Raw genomic sequence first — 19,066 nt, forward strand, 5'->3', positions numbered from 1 at the left:
ATGAGGGCGCGGATGCCGGCCGACGTCGACGCCCCCGACAAGGTGGCCTACGGGCTGACGTTCCACCAGCTGGCGATCGTCGCCGCCGGTGCGCTGCTGTTCTACGCCGGGTGGCGCACGCTGCACGATGTCGTGCCGGCGCCGGTGTTCATCGGTGTTGGTGTGGTGCTTGGCGGGCTGGTTATCGGCCTGGCTGTGGGCCGCCGCGACGGCCTGTCCATGGATGTGTGGCTGCTGCACGCGATCCGCCACACGCGCGCCCCCCGGTCGCTGTCCACCGCCACCGTCGCGGCGGACACCGGGACGCCGGATTGGGTCGAGACCCCCAGCAGCGGCCGGATGCCGCTGCCAGCGCCGTTGCGGCTGCCAGCCGACGCTATCGACGACGACGGGGAGATCAGCCTCGGTGACGCGCGGGCGGCGATCGTTGGCACCACCACGGTGAACCTCGCGCTTCGCACACCCGCCGAGCAGGTGGCCCTGATCGAGGGGTGGGGTCGGTGGCTCAACAGTCTGTCGACGCCGACGGAGATCGTCGTGTCCGCGCGACCGGTTGATCTGACCTCCCATAGCCGGGCTCTCGCCGCCGTTGCGGACGTCCAGCCGCATCCGCGGCTGGGCGCGGCGTGCGCCGATCACGCGGAGTTCCTCGGCGACCTCGCCGCCCGCCGGGATCCGCTGCGTCGGCAGGTCCTGGTCGTCGCCCGCGCGGCGTCCGGCGAGCGGGCGCATGCCGCGCGGCGGCGAGCCGATGACACGGTGCGGGCGTTGGCTGGCCTCGGCGTTTGTCCGCGGGTGCTGGACGGCTCGGCGGTCACCGTCGCCCTGGCCGGCGCCGCCGACCCGTACCGCCCGCCGCAGCCGGGCCGCTTGGCCGCACCCGACGCTGTCATCACCGCCGCCACGCCCACCCGCAGGACAAGGAGAAGCCCATGATCAGGAAGAGACGGTCCGTCGACGACAAGGCGCAGCCGCGGCCGGGCGCACTGCCGTCGGTGGTCGCGCCGGCCGCCGTCGAGGTCACGCCCCGGTGGCTGCGCGTGGGTGACGGCTTCGCCGCCACGCTCGTCGTGACCGGATACCCGGCCGAGGTTGGCCCGGCGTGGCTGGAGCCGCTGCTGTCCTGGCCGGGCCGGCTCGACCTCGCGTTGCACATCGAGCCGCTGCCGGCGCCGATCGCCGCGTCCCGGCTGCGTAAACAGCGGGCGCGGCTGGAGTCGTCGCGGCGGGCCGACTCCGAGCGCGGCAAGCTCGCCGACCCCTACGTCGATGCCGCCGCAGATGACGCCGGTGACCTGGCCGAGCGGCTGGCCCGAGGGGCGGCGAAGCTGTTCCGCGTCGGCCTGTACCTGACCGTGCACGCCCGCACCGAAGACGAACTCCTGCAGGCGTGCGCGCAGGTTCGGGCCGCCGCCGCGTCCACCCTGCTGGAGGTGCAGCCCGCGACGTGGCGGCAGCTTGCCGGCTGGACCACCACCCTGCCTCTCGCCTCGGATGGGCTGCGGATGCTGCGCACCATGGACACCCAGGCCCTCGCGGCCGCGTTTCCGCTGTCGAGCCCGGACCTGCCCGCTCCGCTGCCCGGCGACCCGCCGGCCACCGGCGGTGTCCTCTATGGGATCAACCCGGCCAGCGCCGGCATTGTCTGGTGGGACCGCTGGACGCAGGAGAACCACAACTCGATCGTCCTGGCCCGCTCCGGGGCTGGGAAGTCGTACTTCGTGAAGCTGGAGATCCTGCGCAACCTCTACCAGGGTGTGCAGGTCGCGGTGGTGGACCCCGAGGACGAGTACCTGCGACTGGCCGACGCGGTCGGCGGCAGCATCGTCCGGTTGGGCCTGCCCGGCGTGAAGATCAACCCCCTGGACCTGCCGGTCGGCGACCGGCGTCCCGACACGCTGACCCGCCGCGCCCTGTTCCTGCACACACTCATCAGCGTGCTGCTCGGCCACCAGCCGCCACCGGCGGAGCGAGCCGCACTGGACCGGGCCATTCTCGCCGTCTACCGGGCCGCCGGGATCACCGCCGACCCGGCCACGCACCACCGGCCGGCACCGCTGCTGCGCGACCTGGCCGCCACGCTACGCGCCGACGACGACCCGGCCGCCGCGACGCTGGCCGCCCGGCTCGCGCCGTGGGTGCAGGGCAGCTTCGCCGACCTGTTCGACGCACCCACCACCCAGGCCCCGGTCGGACACCTGGTCGTGTGGTCGCTGCGGCACCTGCCCGACGAATTGCGCACCGTCGGCACCCTGCTCGCGCTGGACTCGATCTGGCGCACCGTCGACGCCCCACAACGCCCCTCGCGGCGGCGGCTCGTGGTGGTCGACGAGGCGTGGCTGCTGATGCGCGACGGCGAAGGCGCCCGCTTCCTGTTCCGCATGTCGAAGGCGGCACGCAAGCGCAACGCCGGGCTGACCGTCATCACCCAGGACGCCGCCGACGTGCTGGGCACCGACCTCGGCCAGGCGGTGGTGTCCAACGCCTCCACCCAGGTGCTGCTTAGGCAGGCGCCGCAGGCCATCGACGCCGTCGGCGAGGCGTTCGGGCTCACCGACGGTGAACGGCGGCTGCTGCTCTCGACCCGCCGCGGCCAAGGGCTGCTGATCTCCGGGGCGAGCAGGACCAGCTTCGAGTCGATCGCCTCGGATGCCGAGCACGCGCTGGCGACGACTGACCCGGCCGAGCTGGCCGACCTCGACCAGGAAGAGGACGACCTGTGACACCACCGACCGAAGCCCTCAGCTCAGCGCTCGCGTCACCGCCACCGGCGCCCAGCCCCACCATCGGGTCGGGCGCCGGTCCCATCCCGCCCCCCACCGGGCCAGCGGGCGCGCTGCTCGACGCCGCCGTGTGGGCCACACAGCGGCCGTGGCTGGCAGCTGTCGCCGCCGGCGGGCTGATCGTGTGGATCGCGGCCCGCAACCTCGTCGAGATCGGGCGGCACCGCCACCACGCCCGCGGCGCGCGCCTCGTGACGATCGCGCCACCGCCGGAGGTCGACCCGCACAGCGCGCCAGCGTTGTGGGCGAACCTGGCCGGCGTGCTGACCCCGTCACGGCGGCGGCGCCTGCTGCACGGCGCCCCACACGTCGTGTGGCAGTACACCTGGTCCGGCCGGCAACTGCTCATCTCGATCTGGGTACCCGGCACCGTCCCTCCTGGGGCAGTCGAGGCCGCGGTGCGGGCAGCGTGGCCCAGCTCGGCCACCACCACCACCGACGACAACCCCCCGCCGCCCATCCCCCTGGACGCGCACCCCGCAGCCGGTGGGCACCTGCTGCCCGTATACGCGGAGTGGCTGCCGCTGGCCACCGACCACGACACCGACCCGCTGCGCCCGCTGATGGCCGCCGGCGCGCAGCTCAACCCCCGCGAGTACGCCTGCGTGCAGATCCTCGCCCGCCCGGCCACACCCCGGCGGGCGGCGCGGGCCCGCCGCGCCGCCGGGCGGCTACGGGCCGGCACCACCGCCGTACCGGCGATCAACCCGGCCGCGCCGGTGCGGTGGCTGCTGGACGCGTTCCTGCCCGGCAACGGCACCACCGGCCGCGCTACGGCGCCCGCGTCCCGCCGGGATCCCACCGTCGAACGCGACGTCCGGGCGATCCTGGACAAGACAGCGCACCCGCTGTGGCAGACCGGCATCCGGTACACGGTCGCCACCACCAACCGGCGCCCCGGCGCCGACCCGACCGGCCGGCTGCGGGGCATCGCCGACACCCTCGCCTCGGCGTTCGCCATCCACACCGGCCGCAACCGGCTCACCCACCGCGCCCGGATGCCCGCCCCGGTGGCCGTCCTCGCCGCACGCCGCCTCGGACCCGGATTCCTCACCTCCGCCCCGGAACTCGCCGCCCTCGCCGCCCTGCCGCGCGACCTCGCCGTGCCCGGCCTCGACCGGGCGCGGGCCGCGTCCATGCCGGCACCGGTCGCCGTCCCCGGCGGCGGGCGTGGGGTGAAGATGCTCGGCGACGCCGAAATCGGTGACCACAATGTCGGGCTGACGGTGGCGGACGCGAGATATCACATGCATGTGATCGGTTCCACGGGCTCCGGCAAGACCACCCTGCTGGTCAACATGGCCCTCGACGACATCAAAGCCGGCCGCGGCACCGTCGTCATCGACCCGCACGGCGACCTCGTCCTGGACATCCTCGACCGGCTCCCCGCAGGCGTCGCCGACCGCGTCGTGCTCTTCGACCCCGACCAGGACAACCCGCCGACGCTGAACCCCCTCGAAGGCGACGACCCCGACCTGGTCGTCGACAACCTCGTGTCGATCTTCGGGAACATCTTCGCCAAGGCGTGGGGACCGCGGATGGACGACGTCATGCGGGTGGCCTGCCTGACCCTGCTGCGCCACAACAACGTCACCCTGCAACACATCCCCCCGCTGCTCAACAGCCCCCAGTTCCGCTCGGCGATGACGGTGGACCTGGACGACCCGGCCGGGCTCAGCGGCTTCTGGCAGTGGTACGACAGCCTGAACGACAGCCTCCGCTCGCAGGTCATCGGACCGGTCCTCGCCCGGCTACGCGCGTTCCTGCTGCGCGATTTCGTTAAACGCACCATGCGCTACCCGAAGTCGAGCTTCGACATGGGCCGCGTTCTCGACGGCGGCGTGCTGCTCGTCCGCATCCCCAAGGGCGTGCTCGGCGAGGACACTAGCCGGCTGCTCGGCTCGCTGATCCTCGCGCAGGTGTGGCAAGCCACTACCGCCCGCGCCGGCGTCGAACCCGGCCGGCGCCGCGACGCGACTCTGATCATCGACGAGGCCCAGAATTTCCTAACCCTGGCCAACTCCCTGGACACGATGCTCGCCGAGGCCCGCAAGTACCGGCTGTCACTCGTGCTCGCCCACCAGGATCTGGCCCAGTTCCCCCGCGACCTCCTCGCCGCGGCGTCGGCCAACGCCCGCAACAAGATCTACTTCACGGTGGCGCCGGAAGACGCCAAAGTCCTGTCCCGGCACACCCTGCCGGAACTGGGCGAGCACGACCTCGCCCACCTCGACGCGTACACCGCCGCCGCCCGGCTGGTCGTCAACGGCCGCCAGACCCCGGCGTTCACCATGAAGACCCGGCCCCCGAAGCCGGTCGTCGGGGAGGCGACCGCCATCCGCCAGGCCGCCGCCGCGGCGGTACCGAGCCAGGACACCAGCGCCGTCGACGACCTCGTCGAACGGCTCAGCCGCAGACCCGACGACCGTCGGTCCCGTCCGAAGAGCGACCGGAGCTAACTGTCTTTGTCAGACGGTGGCGTCGCCCGGGTCGCGAACCGGCTCGTCACCGGGATCGTCACCGGTGACCGTCGGACATCCGCAGCACAGTGCTGACCTGGGCTGTCAGTGCCGCACACACCCCGTGACAGGCTCTCCGCACCGACCTCCCTCGTCCCAGACACCCCTCCCGATCGGAAGGGGAACCCCATCCTGCCCAGGAGCAACTGTCGTGTACTCCCGCGTTCCCCCCGCTTCCCGCAACCCCGATCCGCTAGCGGTCTTCGGTCGTATCGTCCCCCGCGACCACGCCCTGCTGGCCCTGCTCGCCGAGCACTACCTGTTGTCCACCGACCAAATCACCAGCGCCCTCTTCGACACCCGGCGCACCGCCCAACGACGGCTGACGATCCTGCACCGCCTCGACGTGCTGCACCGCTTCGGTCGCAGCGGCGCCCACGGCCGGTACGGGTCGCTGCTCTACACCCTCGGCCCCGTCGGACTGCAGCTACACCCGACCGTCTACCACGACCCGACCGGCACTGGCGGCAGAGCGCCGCGCAGCTCCCTGGAACGCGCCAAGCGGATCGCCGCCAGCGGCCAGGTCAACCACCTTCTCGGCGTCAACCAGTTCTTCACCGACCTCATCGCCACCGCCCGCCACACAACCGGCGCCCGGCTGTCGCGCTGGTGGTCCGAGCAGCACGCCACCACCGTCTACGCCCAGGCCGGCATCCGCCCCGACGGGCACGGCGTCTGGACCGTCGGCGACACCTCGACCGGCTTCTTCCTAGAGCATGACAACGACACCGAGAACCTGGCCCGGGTCGTGGCCAAGCTGCGCGGCTACGAACGCCTCACCACCTTCGGCCCCCGCTACCCCGTGCTGTTCTGGGTCCCCAGCCGGCGCCGCGAGGCCAGCCTCCTCGCAGTGCTCGCCGGACTGCGCACCGCCAGCCCGATCGCCACCGCCATCCACGGCCCCGACCCGGCCGGCCGGGTCTGGACCCTCGTCTCAGACCCCACCCACCGGCGGTACCTGCACGAGCTGCCCTGCGACCACGGCCCCGAAACGGTCACCAACCCGCAGCGCTTCGATGACCTGTAGAACTTACGCTGCAGGCCAGCGTGACTACCAGCGATAGTTGGCGCTTCCCATCCAAGTTGGCACCGCGCGAACCCGTTACGCCAGCGCGCCAGGAGGGAGCAGGTGCCCCAACCGAACCTCACCCAGGCCACAGTCCTCGGGGATCGAGACATGCTGGGCCAGCAATTCCAGCATTGCGTCATGTAGCTCGACAACCGCCTTCAGCACCAGGCGTGCGTCCCGAAACGCACCCTTCCCTCGATGGGACAGGTTCGAACGGACTGCGTAGTAATAGCGAGCACCGCCGGTTCCATCCGGCTTCAACTTGATCGTGTTGGTGGGATCCCTGCTGTCCACGACAGTGTCGGGTTTGGCGCCCACGATCTCGAGGGCAGCTTGAAACGCAGGGTCGTTGCCCAGGCGGCCAACCCGGTCCCCGGGCTCTAGCGCGGGACCGTAGCGGAGCGCTGTGTATCGCTCGACGACGCTCCACAGCAGGAGGTAGGCCGCCTGGAGGCGGAAGAACTGTCGCCAGAATCGAGGGCTGTCTGGCTGCGCCTGCACGACATGCGGTGCCACCTCCATGACGAGCCGTCGGACCTCGGCCAGTCCCTCACCAAGCACTGGATCATGCCCGGCCGACCATTCTGGTACCGGATCTCCAGAGACTCCCCGCTGCAACTTCGCACCGGCGAGAACGTTGGCATTGGTGCTCCGGCCATCTTCAGTCATGGCTTCGGTCGTGCTCCACCTGTACTGGGTACCTGGCTCAAAGCTGGCCACGATCTGCCAGGCCTCATCGAGCTTGCCCGCGGGAAAGAAGAGAAGAGAGCCGTGGACATGCCCGGTAGCCGAGGGATCCAGCAACGGCAGGCCGTCACGCATTCTGATCACACCGGTTGCGGTGGCCTCAACGTGCCGGCTGACAAGCGGCTCGATCAAACCGAAAGCCAGCTCACCGGGCCTCAGCGAGCCATAGGCAAACAGCGGCAGATCTCGATCCTGTGGCGACCCGAGCGATGGCATTCAGCGATTGTCTCTCTCATGGTTTCAAGCGTCTGTCGCCCCAGGAATGTCCGTGAGACGATCGGCGCGTCGCGGGCAACCGACATGCCCGGTCGACAGACGGCCGCCTTCAGATAGCACCTCCAGCAGGCCGACTGTCGTCGACGTCTGTCAGCGAACAAGATCATCTGTGAGAGTCTCGAAGGCTCACAGCGAATGCGCCGACGACGGCTGCGCCATGAGCCGGGACGTCTCACAGCGCAGGTCAACCGCACTGGCCGGCGATCAACTCGTCGGATCGGCCTGACAGAACAGGCCGCTACCGTTCACGGCACTAACACCACCTCATATATCTCCACCCCGGTCCGGTCCCACCTCGGAACCACCGCCGCACCTACCGGTGCGCCCCGCCCACCCGCCCCTCCCGGGGCCGGTCGGCGCCGCGCCGCGCGGCGACCCCAGGTCGCACCGCACCAACCCGCACCCGCATCTCCCGCAACCGACCCGCGCACCCAGTGGGCCGGTCATCTCCGCGCGCCCTGACGCGCTCACCCCAAGGAGGAACATTCATGCCCAAGAACTCGACCCGGAAGGCCACCTCGCCGGCTGTCACACCGACGGCGACGATCCGCACCATGGTCGTCTGCGTGCCGGGCGACCTGCCCCGCGAGTCCCTGACCGTGCACCAGCTCGACCGCAACTTCGGCGTGCAGGGCACGCTGTCGCCCCGCTTCTGGGCCAGCCCCGCGGTACGCCTGTGGCAGCGCAGCCAGATGTTCGGACTGCGCAAGGGCCGCCCGGCCTACTGCGCTGGCGGACCAGCGCGACTGCTCGACCTGACCGGCATGCGCCAAGCCGCCGGTGTCGGGGCGGGCATCCGCCATCAGGTGTTCAGCCGCGCCGTGCACGGCACCCGCAACGCCACTGCGTGGCACGTCTACGAAGCCCGCCACCTGGCGGACCCGCAGCAGTACCCGTGGGACGCGGCCGTCGCGGACTTCACTCATCAACCCCGGGTCAATGCCATCCGGATGCACAACGCCGCCACCTACGGCGCCGGGCAGATCCGCCTCAGTGAACTGGAGATGTACCAGGCCGGCTGCATGGCCTACCAGCACTACAGCGCCCTGACCGCCCTGGCGGGCGACGCGCTGATCACCGCCGAAGGGGCGAAGCTGGCCCCGGCCAGCGACGCCATGGCCGACCGGGTGAGCTACCTCGAACAGGCCAACCGGCTGCTCGACGCCATCGACCCCGACCAGCGACTGCTCGCGGTCGCGCTCTGACAGAGCCGGCCAAGAGGGAGACACGGCCGACGGGCCCGTCATCGGTCTTGCTCGACAAGGTCAGCGTCCGCGCCCCGCGCCCCGCGCCGCAGCGCCGCAGCGCCGCGAACCGTTAGCCATCCACGCGCACCTCATCGCGCAGGTTCGGGTCGCCGCACGCACTGGCGCACCGCCCTGCTCACCATCCTGGCGACCGGCTCACGGTATCGGCAGAAATCCCGCGAGCCGCCGCATCTCGCCCCGGCGTGCCAGCCGCCTCCGGCAGGGGCGCTGACAGCGCTGCCGGCCAGCGAGACGGCCGCCCTTTCCCTCTTGCGCATAAGCCGGCGAGCGCCGGCACCAACTCCTCGACACGTCACCGAGCCGTCGGCGACCAAGCCCTGGTCGCCGTCATCACCCTGCCTGAAGGGACACCGCCCCATGATCCAACTTCCGATCTGCCCCGTCTGCAACGAGCCGGTGGCAGACCAACCTGCCACGCACTGGACCAACGCCTACCGCGGCGGCATCCCGTGGTGGCATCTGACGGACAACAGCCCCATCTGCGCGGCTGCCGACGGCCAACCCTCACAGCCGACCCTCGTCGCCGACCCGCTTCCGGTCGACAGTCAGACCAACACCTGGCTCGACGAGATGAGCCGCCTGTTCGCCGTCGGCGGTCCCTACGACCCCGCCCGACTGGGCAGCGCCATCACCGCCGCCGAGCACCTCACCCGTTGGCTGCACACGGCCACCGGACCGTTCAGCGCGCTGCTCACCCTGCCGACGCCCTCCGACGTCACATCCCTGATCGGGCACCTACACCGCAGTACCCGGGTGCACGCACAGACCGGCTCCTACCTCCTCGACCAGGCCCGCCAGGCACACCTCACCGGCCTCGATGACAGCGAAGGGCGCAGCGAGGTCATCGACGCCACCGACGAGATCTGCGCATGGTTGCAGGACGCGGCCGACTGGCTCGCCCAGTCGGCGCAGGCGTCAGGGGTGGCTTGGTCCAGCGCCCGCACGGTCACGGCCCCGAGTCACCTCGGCGCCTCCTCCACCCCCGGCGGCGGCACCGACGGCCAGGAGGGCCAGCAGTGACGACGCCTGACTACACGCCGCGTCAGGGCAGCACAGCCGTTTTCTCCGGTCGGTGGCTGCGCTACGAACCGGTCCCTGGCTTCCACCGCTACCACGAGGGATACCTCGCGACGGTGGCCGGTTGGTGGAACGGCAGCTTCGAACTCGCCCTCGACCACGAGGCTGTGACCGCCCTTACTCAGACGTTCGCCGCGATGGCCAGCTATGTCGGTGGTGACTGGCGCACGGTCGGCTTCGACGGACACACGCTCACCGTCGCCCGTCCGGTGTCCCTCGGCGGCGGCGTCCACCTCGTGGAGCCGACCGGTGGGCGGTATCGGATCGGCTGGGGCCTGCCGTGGCTACCGGTCGACGTGAGTCGCTGCGACCACGTCTTCGGCCAGCCATAGCCGCACCGCCTACCAGCACGGGACCTGGCAGGTTCCGCCCCGAGCGTTGACGGCATCCCAAGATTCGTCACCGCACTTGATCACGAGGCGCTGTCGAAGCGTGGATCAGTGCACGCCACATCCAGGCAATGCGACAGCAGCCACAGGGAGGACTCATGGACAACACGACCGGCCAGACCGGAGTGCCAAGCGCGCTCGACAAGGTCGCCGCCGCTCTGGCAGCACTTGGCCAGGACACGGCCGCCGCGATCGCTCAGCGCGCCGGCGTCGGCTACTCGACGGCCACCAAACGACTTCGCGCCCTTGCAGAGGCAGGCCAGGCTGAACCGTTGCGCGCCGAGGACGGCCGCACGCTCTGGCGGCACCTGTCGAACACGACGACCAGCACCGACAGCGGCGACCCGCAGGCGGCCACGACCGACGCCAGGCGCGACCCGCCCCCCGCACTGACGAACGACAACGCAGACGAGGCTCACGGACCGGACGAGGCCCCCGGCCCGGCAGAGGAGACGAACACCGTCATGGCGGCGGGACCGGACGACGAGTCGACCAGTCTCCAGCCGGACGACGAACGCCAACCAGCGCCGGACAGCGACGCGGGCAGGCCAGCCCTACAGGACCCATCCGCCAAGCCGGACAACGTCCCCGACGCACCGACCACAACGCAGCCGGAGACTGGCGAGGCTTCCCTGGCCGACGCCGAGAATCCGGCCGCAGCCGACGCGTCTGGTCAGGCAGACTCCCGGCCCAGTCTGGGCCCGGCCGGCAGCGACGACACCGTTGCGTCCAGCAGCCCGTCCGAGGCTCCGAGCGCGTCAGGTGGCGGGAAGCCGCGCCGGTCCAAGGGCAGCCTGCGTGGGGCCATCCTCGATGTGCTCGAAGCCCATCCCGGGCAGCCGTTCAAGACCAGCCAGCTGTGCAGGGCCATCGACCGGGCGAACGAGGGCGCCGACTCGGCCAAGGCCAGCGCGGGCGCGGTCGTCAACGCCGTGCACAAGCTCGTCACCGACGGTGTCGCCGTTCAGGTCGCCGAGAAGCCGGCGACCTTCCAACTCGCCCCGACAACCACCTAGCAGACCCGTTACCGCTGGTAGCCCGGGGCGGGCGTTGAACTTGGCGGAACCACGCCCGCCCCGGTGCTCCTTAACGCACAAGGAGCGACGTCAAGTGTGTCACCTGAGCTCGTACCTCGCGGCGGCCGGCGGAGTCCTCGCCGGTCTCGCCGTCGCCGCGGCTCTGCTCGCCCGGCAGCGGCAAATCATCGACCATCAGCGACAAACGTTGGCCGCCCGCGACCGTGACCGGTCCCATTGGCACCGGCTGGCCACGCACAACGACACGACCGACCTGCCGAACCGGCGGGCCCTGTGGACCCACCTCGAGGCCACGTTCTCGCTCGGGGAACCGCTCGGGCTCGTCCTCATCGACCTGGATCGGTTCAAGCAGGTCAACGACACCTACGGCCACGAGCACGGCAATGACCTGCTGCGCGAGGTCGGTCGCCGCCTGAGGGCCCTCGGGCCGTCGGTCGCCCTGGCCGCGCATCTCGCTGGCGACGAGTTCGCCCTTGTCGTGCACGGCGACGACGGCGAGGTCGAGGCTGCCGCCGAGGCCGCCCACCGGCGCATCTCGACGCTCCCGTTCGAGATCGCCGGCCGGCAGGTGATCGTCGCCGCCAGCGTCGGTTACGCGCTCGCCGAGCCGGACATGCTGCCCCGCGATCTCCTGCACGCGGCCGACCAGGCCATGTACCTGGCCAAACGCAAGCGTTGCGGCATCCGCGCCCACGACCCGGACCATGCCACGCCGCCGGGAATCGTCGTCCGCTACCGCGACCTGCGGTAACACGCCCTTGGTGCCAACCGCACCACGTCCCCGCACGCACCAGAAGCCCCGCAGGCCCATTCGGCCTGCGGGGCTTCGTGTATGTCAAGGAGCCCGGTCCCCGTGATGTCCTTCCACGCCGTCCACACCCTGACCGGGTGCCTGCTGCACATTGAGGCCAGCGCTGACCTTGTCGGCTGGGGCCGCCCGCCTCTCCTGCTGCTCGTTCAGGACCGGCCTGCCCCAGCCGCACCGCACGGCACGGCACGCCAGATGCGCGCCGTGCACCTACCGCTCAACGAAGCCCGCATGGGCCGCTACCGCACCGGACTCGCCGAATTCCTGGCGGACCTCGCCGCCGCGCTCGACATCAACCAGCCGGTCGCCCGGCCCACGCTGGCCGCCTGCGTCGACGTCGGCCTGATCACGGACCTCTTCGCCGATCCCACCCCCGGGCTCCGCCTGCTGGCCTGGGCCCTTTGCTACGAGGACGTCCTCGTCGAGTCCGACGACCTGCACGAGATCCGCCGCGTTGACGCGGTGGACGCCGACCGCCGCGGCTACCGGTTCACGAGGCTGCGGGGCGAACCTCACCCCGTGGTCCGCGTCGACGACCACGTCGACCACGACGACGCGACGGCCACTCGCTCCGCACTGGCACGTCTCGTCCAGACCACCAGCAGAACCGGCCGAATCACGCCGACAGCCTCCTGACGGCCGCCGACGCCACGCCGGCAGCGCGGGTCCCGACCTCACCCGTGCGCCACACCCGTGCCCTACGGCACCACACCCCAGGCAGACGACTTGACCTTTATCGAGAGAGAAGCGTCGATCAATTGGGTCATTGTCCGGGGGCTGCCATCAGGCACAACACGACCGGCGCCGACCGGACGGTGGCTCCTGCCCAAAACTTCAACGGAAGGTCATCCGCCATGTCTGACCGCAGCCGAACCCGACCGTCCCAGCGCGCCCTTGTCCCCCGTGACGTCACCGACCCCCTGCTGTGGCGGCTGGCCGTGGACGTCCTCACCGCTCACCAACCCGGACCCGGCAATCGGTGCGCCAACCTGCAGTGCGCCGACCAGAGCGGGCCGTGTTCGGCCGCCAGGCAGGCACAACGGGCGATGCGCGCCGCGCGAGCCGCACGACCGCCACAGCCGGCACCCGCCCGTGAGCCCACACCACAACGGCCGGCCCGCGACTCCCTCGGATTCGTCGGCTGGTTTGCCAACGGTCTCGCCGCCGCTGCCACGCAATTACTGCCGCGGGTCCCGCAGCGGCTGCCCCGCCGCGTCCCCGGCGCGACCATGAGCGCCGTCTACGCCGCGTAGCCGCAGCCCAGACGCAACGACCAACGCCGTCCGTCCCGGACCAAGAGACCTCACGACTTCGACCGCGTGGCCCACCACGGCCGCGCGGTCGTCGCCGTACCCGAACACACCACCACGACGAGGAGACACGACCCGTGGGAATCATCTGCTACGTCAGCGCCATCGATCCCGCCCAGCCGAGCACCGTCCACGCCCGCTACGTCCACTTCGACGGCTACCCCTTGGCGTTCATCGCGCAACTGCGCGGCATCTGGGCCAGCACCGCCCGCCGCGACACGCAAGCCCTTATCGACGCGGTCCTCGCTCACGACTGGTTCTACCTCGGATCCGACGTCACCCCAGACACCCGGTCGTTCCCCCACCAGCACCCGGTCGGCGGTGTGGGCGTGACGTTGGACGACACCGAGCCGGAGCCCGCCACCGTCTTCCCGCTCAGCCGCGCGGTCGACCTCGACGCCTCGTGGATCTACGTGATCAGCCCGGCCGACGACACCGTCACGGTGCACACCGGCGACGGCGATCCGGTTGGTGTCCACAGCCTTGGCTAGCCGGCACCCAGGAGGACCTGTCATGCCCGGCCACGCCTCTCACCTCGTCCAGCGCCACTTGACGCCCTACCGCGCTTCCTACCTCACCTATCCCCTCGTCCGCTGGGGGCCGACGTGAAGCTCCGATCTCTGGTGTCCGTCGCGGTGGCGCTCGTCGCCGTGTTCATCCTCTGCGCCGGTGGGCTCGGCGGATTCCTCGCCGGCGGCTCGGCCACCGCCGGATGTGTCCCCATGGTCACCACTGCCGGGTCCACGTCAGACAGCACGGCGTCGCCACCCGGGCCACCGATCCTGTGGCCGGCGATCGGTGACTGGGACAGCGACCAGTTCGGCAACGCCGCTGCGATCGTCACCACCGGCGATCGCCTCGGGCTACCAGCGCGCGGCTGGGTGATCGCAGTCGCCACCGCCATGCAGGAGAGCGCCCTGCGGAACCTGGCCGGCGGCGACCGGGACTCGGTCGGGCTGTTCCAGCAGCGCCCCAGCCAAGGGCGGGGCACCCCCGCCCAGCTTCAGAACCCCGTCTACGCGTCGGAAAGGTTTTTCGACGAGCTGGCCACCATCCGCGGCTGGCAGGCGATGCCGCTCACCGAGGCCGCCCAGGCCGTGCAGGTCAGCGCCTTCCCAGACGCCTACGCGACATGGGAGGTACCGGCCACCCAGCTGGTCACCGCGATCGCCGACACCACGGGCCCACCCATCGACGGCCTGGCCGGGTGCGGGGTCACCGGCCCGTGGACGCAGCCGGTCCTCGCCCCTGTCGGGTCGAGCTTTCGTAGCTCGGACCGGCCCGGCCACGACGGCGTCGACCTCAGCGCCCCGCGCGGCACCATCATCCGCGCCGCGTCCGCCGGAACCGTCCGCACCGTCCGCTGCAACGCCGTCCACGCCGACACCGGCGCCGATTGGGGCTGCGACCGCGACGGCGACCCCGCTCGCACGCGTGGGTGCGGCTGGTACGTCGACATCGACCACCCCGGCGGCCTGCTCACCCGCTACTGCCACATGGACCAACCCCCGATGGTGACGGTCGGGCAGCCGATCGCCGTCGGCCAGCCCATCGGCATCGTCGGCTCCACCGGCCACAGCTCCGGCCCGCACCTGCACTACGAGGTGCACCACAAGGGCGATGCCAGCCCGAACGGCGCGATCGACCCGGTGCCCTTCATGGCGGCTCAGAACGCCTCGCTCGGCACAAGGCCCTAGAGGCGATGCCGGCGGATCCATGGCGCCCACGCTCGGCTGCCGTCCCGCCCGGGGCGACCGCCGCAACCCCCATCCGCACATTCCTGAGGAGGAAAGGCACGTGAGCACACCCACGCTGATCGGCGTTGCCGCGTCTCGCGGCAGCTATACCGCCCGCTTGATCCAGTTCGGCGACGATCCGGAGGTTCTGGTGCCGCTGCTGCGCCGGATCTGGACCGACACGTTCGGCCGTAAAACCGACGCCATGGCCGCCGCGCTGCTAGCCAGCGACTGGTGGTCCCTCGCTGTCAACCCCAAGCCTCGGCGATGGCACCGGCAGCCGCCTGTACCAGGCCTGGGCTACCCCGCCGACAACGACACCATCCGGCGGGGCGCGCTGCGCGAGGACGTCGGCGGGGCCCTCGAATGGCTGTACCTGCTGCACCTCGACCAGCGGCGGCTGGTGGCCTACGAGGCGACGGTCCACGGCCGCTGGCTGCGGCACAGCGCCCACCAGCTCGACCCCGTCGAGGAACTGTTCATCACCGAAATTGCCGACGACGACGGCCCGGAGATGACGGTGTGCACCGTCTGCGGCGCGGTCGACGAGATCGACCACGTCGAGGTGCCGTCCATGGCCGGCTACGGCTACGACACCGCCACCAGCTGCACTCGCTGCGGCTCCTCGGTGGCCACCGACCCAATGTTCGGCGACCACGTCACCCGCAAGCCCTGGCCCCCGAACGCCCCCACGACGGGCGACGCGACGGGCGACGCAACGGGCGGAACCCGATGAACACCGACCGCATGTTGTCCGCGGCCGCCGATGACGGCGGTCCTTCTACCGGCCCCAACGACCGATCGGAGATCACCATGGCCAGCTACGAGACCGGCCAGCGCGTCGCCCTGGTCCACACCAGCGACCCGCACACCCTGCTGCGCCCCGGAGACACCGGCACTGTCCGCCGCCACGACCAGCGGCAGAACATCGTCGAGGTCACCTGGGACAGCGGCTCCACGCTGTCGATGTGCCTGGACGCCGGCGACCGCATCGCCACCACCACCCCGCCTCGCACTGGCGGCCTGGTCGGCGAGGCCACCGGGTGGGCCGGCGCGCTGCAGCGGATGCGCGCCGCCGGCACTGAGGCCGGACGCACCGCCGCCGAGTGGTGGGCGCAGGACACCATCGGCGCCCGCGCCGGCGGCGACACCAGCCTGGCCGCGCGCCGGATCCTGGCCGGCGTCGAGGACGGCGATCCCGCCGTCCTCGACGCCCTGCCCCACTTCGCCTCGGCGGGAGTGTCGGTCGACATCGGCGGGTGGGAGCTGTTCGCCGACGCCACCGGCGACATCACGGGCTGGTTCGGGCTGCGCATCCAGCAACGCGACGAGGCGATGGCGGTCTACCGCGACGCCTTTGACACCGCCGCCACCGACCGGATCGCCGACCTGTGTCACCTCGCGGCCAGCCCCACCAGCCGCGACGTGTCCCACCTGCACCCCGACCGGGTCCGTATCGGCGACGTCGGCGTGTTCTCCGGCGACTGGGCGCGCACCACCGGACTCGACGGTGGCGACCGCATCGAGGTGGGGTTCGTCGGCAGCCTGGTCGACCATTGGAACGGGTGGGCGGTGTTCTCCTGCACCCGCCAGGTGGCCGAGGCGATCGTCGCCGACCAGCAGCGGCACCGCGACCAGTACCGCAACAGCCTCCGGGACGAGGGCGTGTCGGAGGACGAACTGGACCGTCGGGTCAACGCCGCACTGGCCAACCTGTCCTTCCACGGCGACGTCATCATCGCCGACCAACGCACCACGTCCGACGACCCGGACGCCATCGAACGCATCGCCCCCGACGGCGACGGCCGGTACGTGGTGATGGGCCGCAGCTGGTGCTGGGAGGCCGTCGACCCGTACGACTGCGACCGGATCGTCGGCGACCTGCCCGACCCCGATCAGGCATAGGCCGGCGGCCCCCGACCAAGCCCCACCGCGTTACCCGAAGCCGAGCCGGCATCGGCGGCGGCCACCCGGCCACAACCACCACGACAGGTAAGACCAAAAGGAAGGAATGCCAGTGACCATCCGCACCCAAGAGGACATCGTCACCCGGGTCTGGGCTCTCCGGGCCAACCGCTGGGACATCTTCGGCTTTCGCGAGGAGGTGCTCGTGGAGGCGCTCGATCTCGACCACGCCCGCCAGGTCCTCACCCCCCGCCGCCCGGGTGAGTGGACCCAGCGGGTCTACCACGAGGCCTACGCCCGGAACTACCTGCGATTCGCCATCGGGAAGATCATCGACCACCGGGACAACTCGGCGAGCCGGTCGGTGGACAAGCTCGGAGAACTCGCCTGGCTCCTCGGCCGCGACGACATCGCGGCGGCGATGGACCACGCCAGATACCCGATGTACGGAGCACCCAAGGTCAAGGCGTTCGCCGACGGGTTCGACTGGCCGTTCCTCGACGGCCTAGACAGCGACGACCAGCGGACCCTGGCCCGGATGGCTGACGGACAACAGTGCGACCCACAAGGCTGCGAACGGGGCTGCGGCGACTGACCACGACCCGGCCACCGACATCGATCCGACTCTCACGTGCACCCATAGTCAGCGGGCGCCCCCGCCATCCCGCACCCAACCATCAATTCGACTTGATCGACTGAGCTGTGGGGCGTTGCATCGTCGGCGCGGACACCGCCCACGCGACGTCGACACCAACCAGCACGCACCAGCGGCGAACTGACGCGTCGCCGTGACCCTTTCAGCACTACCGGGGTGTGGTCGCCCACTTGCCCGGCCCGACCAGGCCGGCAGTGGTTGGCCCCACCCGTCTCCGCTGTGCGGTACCCACCGCCCGCGCACCCGGAGACGGGTGCGCGGGCACGACCCTTGGAATCGAGGCAACCACATGACCACACCACACATGCCGGCCCCGCCGGCCGGTCCGCCGCAGAACGACCCGGCCCCAGCCGGCACCGGCGAGACGCCCACCACCGATGCCACCTCCGGCCGGTCCGGCTACCTCTACCGCAAGGTCGCCCTGCATCTGGCCGACCATCCCGACGCCATCCTCAAGGTCGGGGAGATCACCCGGGCGATCGGCGCACCGTCCCCCGGGGCGGTGTTCGAGGCATTGAAGAAGATGGCCGCCGCCGGGCACGCTACCCACCACCGCGACCCGCACCACCGCTTCCAGATCACCCAACCCGGCATCGACGCCGCCGGCACCCTCCCACCCGCCGCACCCCGCACCCGATCCGGCGGCAGTGCTGGTGGTGGCCGTCAGTCCCGGCCCGCGCCGGTACCGCGCCCGAACGGGACGCTGTACCACCCGCGGCGGCTCGGCAAGGGCTGGGACGTCGACGAACTGCGACGTCTCCGGACCCAGCAAGTACCGGTGCTGCTGTACGGGCCGCCCGGCACCGGCAAGACCGCCATGGTCGAGGCCGCGTTCCCCGACCTGCTCACCGTCGCCGGCACCGGCGACACCGTCGTCGACGACTTCCTCGGCTCCTACAACCCGATCCCCGGCGGCGGCTACGAATTCGTACACGGGCCCCTCGTCATCGCCATGCGCGACGGGCGGGTGCTGCTGGTCGACGACGCCACCCTCATCCCGCCTCGCGTCCTGGCCGTGCTGTACCCGGCCATGGACGGCCGCGGTGTCATCACCATCCCCGCCCACGGCAACGAGACCGTGCAGGCCGTCGACGGGTTCTACATCGTCGCCGGCCACAACCCGGGCGTGCACGGTGCGGTGCTCACCGAGGCCCTGGCCTCCCGGTTCACCGTCCACCTGCACGTCACCACCGACTGGGACCTCGCCCGCCAACTCGGCGTCCCCAAGCCGGTCGTCAACGCGGCGATCGACCTCAACGCCGACCTCGCCGCCGGCAAGACCGTGTGGGCGCCGCAGCTGCGCGAACTGCTCGGCTTCGTCACAGTCCGCGACCACCTGGGCATGACCGCCGCCCTGGCCAACCTGGCCGGCATCGCCCCCGACGACGCCCGCGACGACGTGACCGCCGCGCTGTCGCGGCACACCGGCACGCCCATCACCGCGTTCGCCCTCGGCAAGCGCTGACCCCGTCCACCCCTTGTGAAAG

The 19,066-nt window shown here is 71.2% G+C and carries 18 protein-coding genes; 17 read left to right on the top strand and 1 reads right to left on the bottom strand.

What is annotated here, in order from left to right; translation table 11 throughout:
• The first annotated feature begins 12 nt into the window (after positions 1-12).
• The 4 genes from CLT68_RS27910 to CLT68_RS27925 all read left to right on the top strand — a co-directional run bounded on the left by CLT68_RS27910 (position 13) and on the right by CLT68_RS27925 (position 6,329).
• The gene (locus CLT68_RS27910) at positions 13-936 is read left to right on the top strand and encodes a PrgI family protein (protein WP_099855409.1); all 924 of its coding nucleotides are present in this window, start codon (positions 13-15) and stop codon (positions 934-936) included.
• On the top strand, positions 933-2,723 hold the full coding sequence (locus CLT68_RS27915; RefSeq protein WP_099855412.1) for a VirB4 family type IV secretion system protein: 1,791 nt from the start codon (positions 933-935) through the stop codon (positions 2,721-2,723). The genes CLT68_RS27910 and CLT68_RS27915 overlap by 4 nt, the downstream gene beginning before the upstream one ends.
• On the top strand, positions 2,720-5,242 hold the full coding sequence (locus tag CLT68_RS27920; RefSeq protein WP_486482345.1) for an ATP-binding protein: 2,523 nt from the start codon (positions 2,720-2,722) through the stop codon (positions 5,240-5,242). Before CLT68_RS27915 ends, CLT68_RS27920 begins: the two co-directional genes overlap by 4 nt.
• Before the next feature lie 211 nt (positions 5,243-5,453).
• Positions 5,454-6,329: a replication-relaxation family protein gene (locus CLT68_RS27925; protein ID WP_099855414.1), complete on the top strand. Its 876-nt coding sequence runs from the start codon at positions 5,454-5,456 to the stop codon at positions 6,327-6,329.
• A gap of 75 nt (positions 6,330-6,404) precedes the next feature.
• Here CLT68_RS27925 and CLT68_RS32730 read toward each other — a convergent pair whose 3' ends face one another.
• Positions 6,405-7,334 (bottom strand): hypothetical protein, encoded by a 930-nt coding sequence (locus CLT68_RS32730; protein WP_143743279.1) that lies wholly within the window; start codon positions 7,332-7,334, stop codon positions 6,405-6,407.
• A gap of 548 nt (positions 7,335-7,882) precedes the next feature.
• Here CLT68_RS32730 and CLT68_RS27935 point away from each other — a divergent pair.
• From CLT68_RS27935 to CLT68_RS27995, 13 genes are all read left to right on the top strand, one after another.
• Positions 7,883-8,599 carry a hypothetical protein gene (locus tag CLT68_RS27935; protein ID WP_099855418.1) on the top strand — a complete coding sequence of 239 codons (717 nt, stop codon included), beginning with the start codon at positions 7,883-7,885 and terminating at the stop codon, positions 8,597-8,599.
• Positions 8,600-9,019: 420 nt separating this feature from the next.
• The gene (locus CLT68_RS27940; RefSeq protein ID WP_099855420.1) at positions 9,020-9,682 is read left to right on the top strand and encodes a hypothetical protein; all 663 of its coding nucleotides are present in this window, start codon (positions 9,020-9,022) and stop codon (positions 9,680-9,682) included.
• A complete protein-coding gene (locus CLT68_RS27945; protein ID WP_099855423.1) occupies positions 9,679-10,071 on the top strand; it encodes a hypothetical protein in 393 nt (130 codons plus the stop codon). Before CLT68_RS27940 ends, CLT68_RS27945 begins: the two co-directional genes overlap by 4 nt.
• Positions 10,072-10,226: 155 nt before the next feature.
• On the top strand, positions 10,227-11,144 hold the full coding sequence (locus tag CLT68_RS27950; RefSeq protein ID WP_099855425.1) for a hypothetical protein: 918 nt from the start codon (positions 10,227-10,229) through the stop codon (positions 11,142-11,144).
• A gap of 94 nt (positions 11,145-11,238) precedes the next feature.
• Positions 11,239-11,916, top strand: coding sequence for a GGDEF domain-containing protein (locus CLT68_RS27955; protein WP_099855428.1), 678 nt, complete (start codon positions 11,239-11,241; stop codon positions 11,914-11,916).
• A 105-nt stretch (positions 11,917-12,021) separates the two neighbouring features.
• Complete coding sequence (locus CLT68_RS27960) at positions 12,022-12,609, top strand: hypothetical protein (protein WP_486482464.1); 588 nt, start codon at positions 12,022-12,024, stop codon at positions 12,607-12,609.
• A gap of 218 nt (positions 12,610-12,827) precedes the next feature.
• The gene (locus CLT68_RS27965; protein WP_099855431.1) at positions 12,828-13,226 is read left to right on the top strand and encodes a hypothetical protein; all 399 of its coding nucleotides are present in this window, start codon (positions 12,828-12,830) and stop codon (positions 13,224-13,226) included.
• Between the two features lie 134 nt (positions 13,227-13,360).
• A complete protein-coding gene (locus CLT68_RS27970; protein ID WP_099855433.1) occupies positions 13,361-13,774 on the top strand; it encodes a hypothetical protein in 414 nt (137 codons plus the stop codon).
• A gap of 114 nt (positions 13,775-13,888) precedes the next feature.
• Positions 13,889-14,980, top strand: coding sequence for a M23 family metallopeptidase (locus CLT68_RS27975; protein ID WP_099855434.1), 1,092 nt, complete (start codon positions 13,889-13,891; stop codon positions 14,978-14,980).
• Positions 14,981-15,080: 100 nt separating this feature from the next.
• Positions 15,081-15,755, top strand: coding sequence for a hypothetical protein (locus CLT68_RS27980; protein WP_099855436.1), 675 nt, complete (start codon positions 15,081-15,083; stop codon positions 15,753-15,755).
• 77 nt (positions 15,756-15,832) lie between these two features.
• Positions 15,833-16,924, top strand: coding sequence for a DUF4314 domain-containing protein (locus CLT68_RS27985; protein ID WP_099857730.1), 1,092 nt, complete (start codon positions 15,833-15,835; stop codon positions 16,922-16,924).
• A gap of 106 nt (positions 16,925-17,030) precedes the next feature.
• Positions 17,031-17,519 (top strand): hypothetical protein, encoded by a 489-nt coding sequence (locus tag CLT68_RS27990; protein ID WP_486482346.1) that lies wholly within the window; start codon positions 17,031-17,033, stop codon positions 17,517-17,519.
• Positions 17,520-17,868: 349 nt separating this feature from the next.
• Entirely contained in the window at positions 17,869-19,044 is a 1,176-nt protein-coding gene (locus tag CLT68_RS27995; RefSeq protein ID WP_099855441.1) for an AAA family ATPase, read from the top strand.
• Positions 19,045-19,066: the final 22 nt, after the last annotated feature.

It is taken from the genome of Micromonospora sp. CNZ299 (assembly GCF_002754415.1).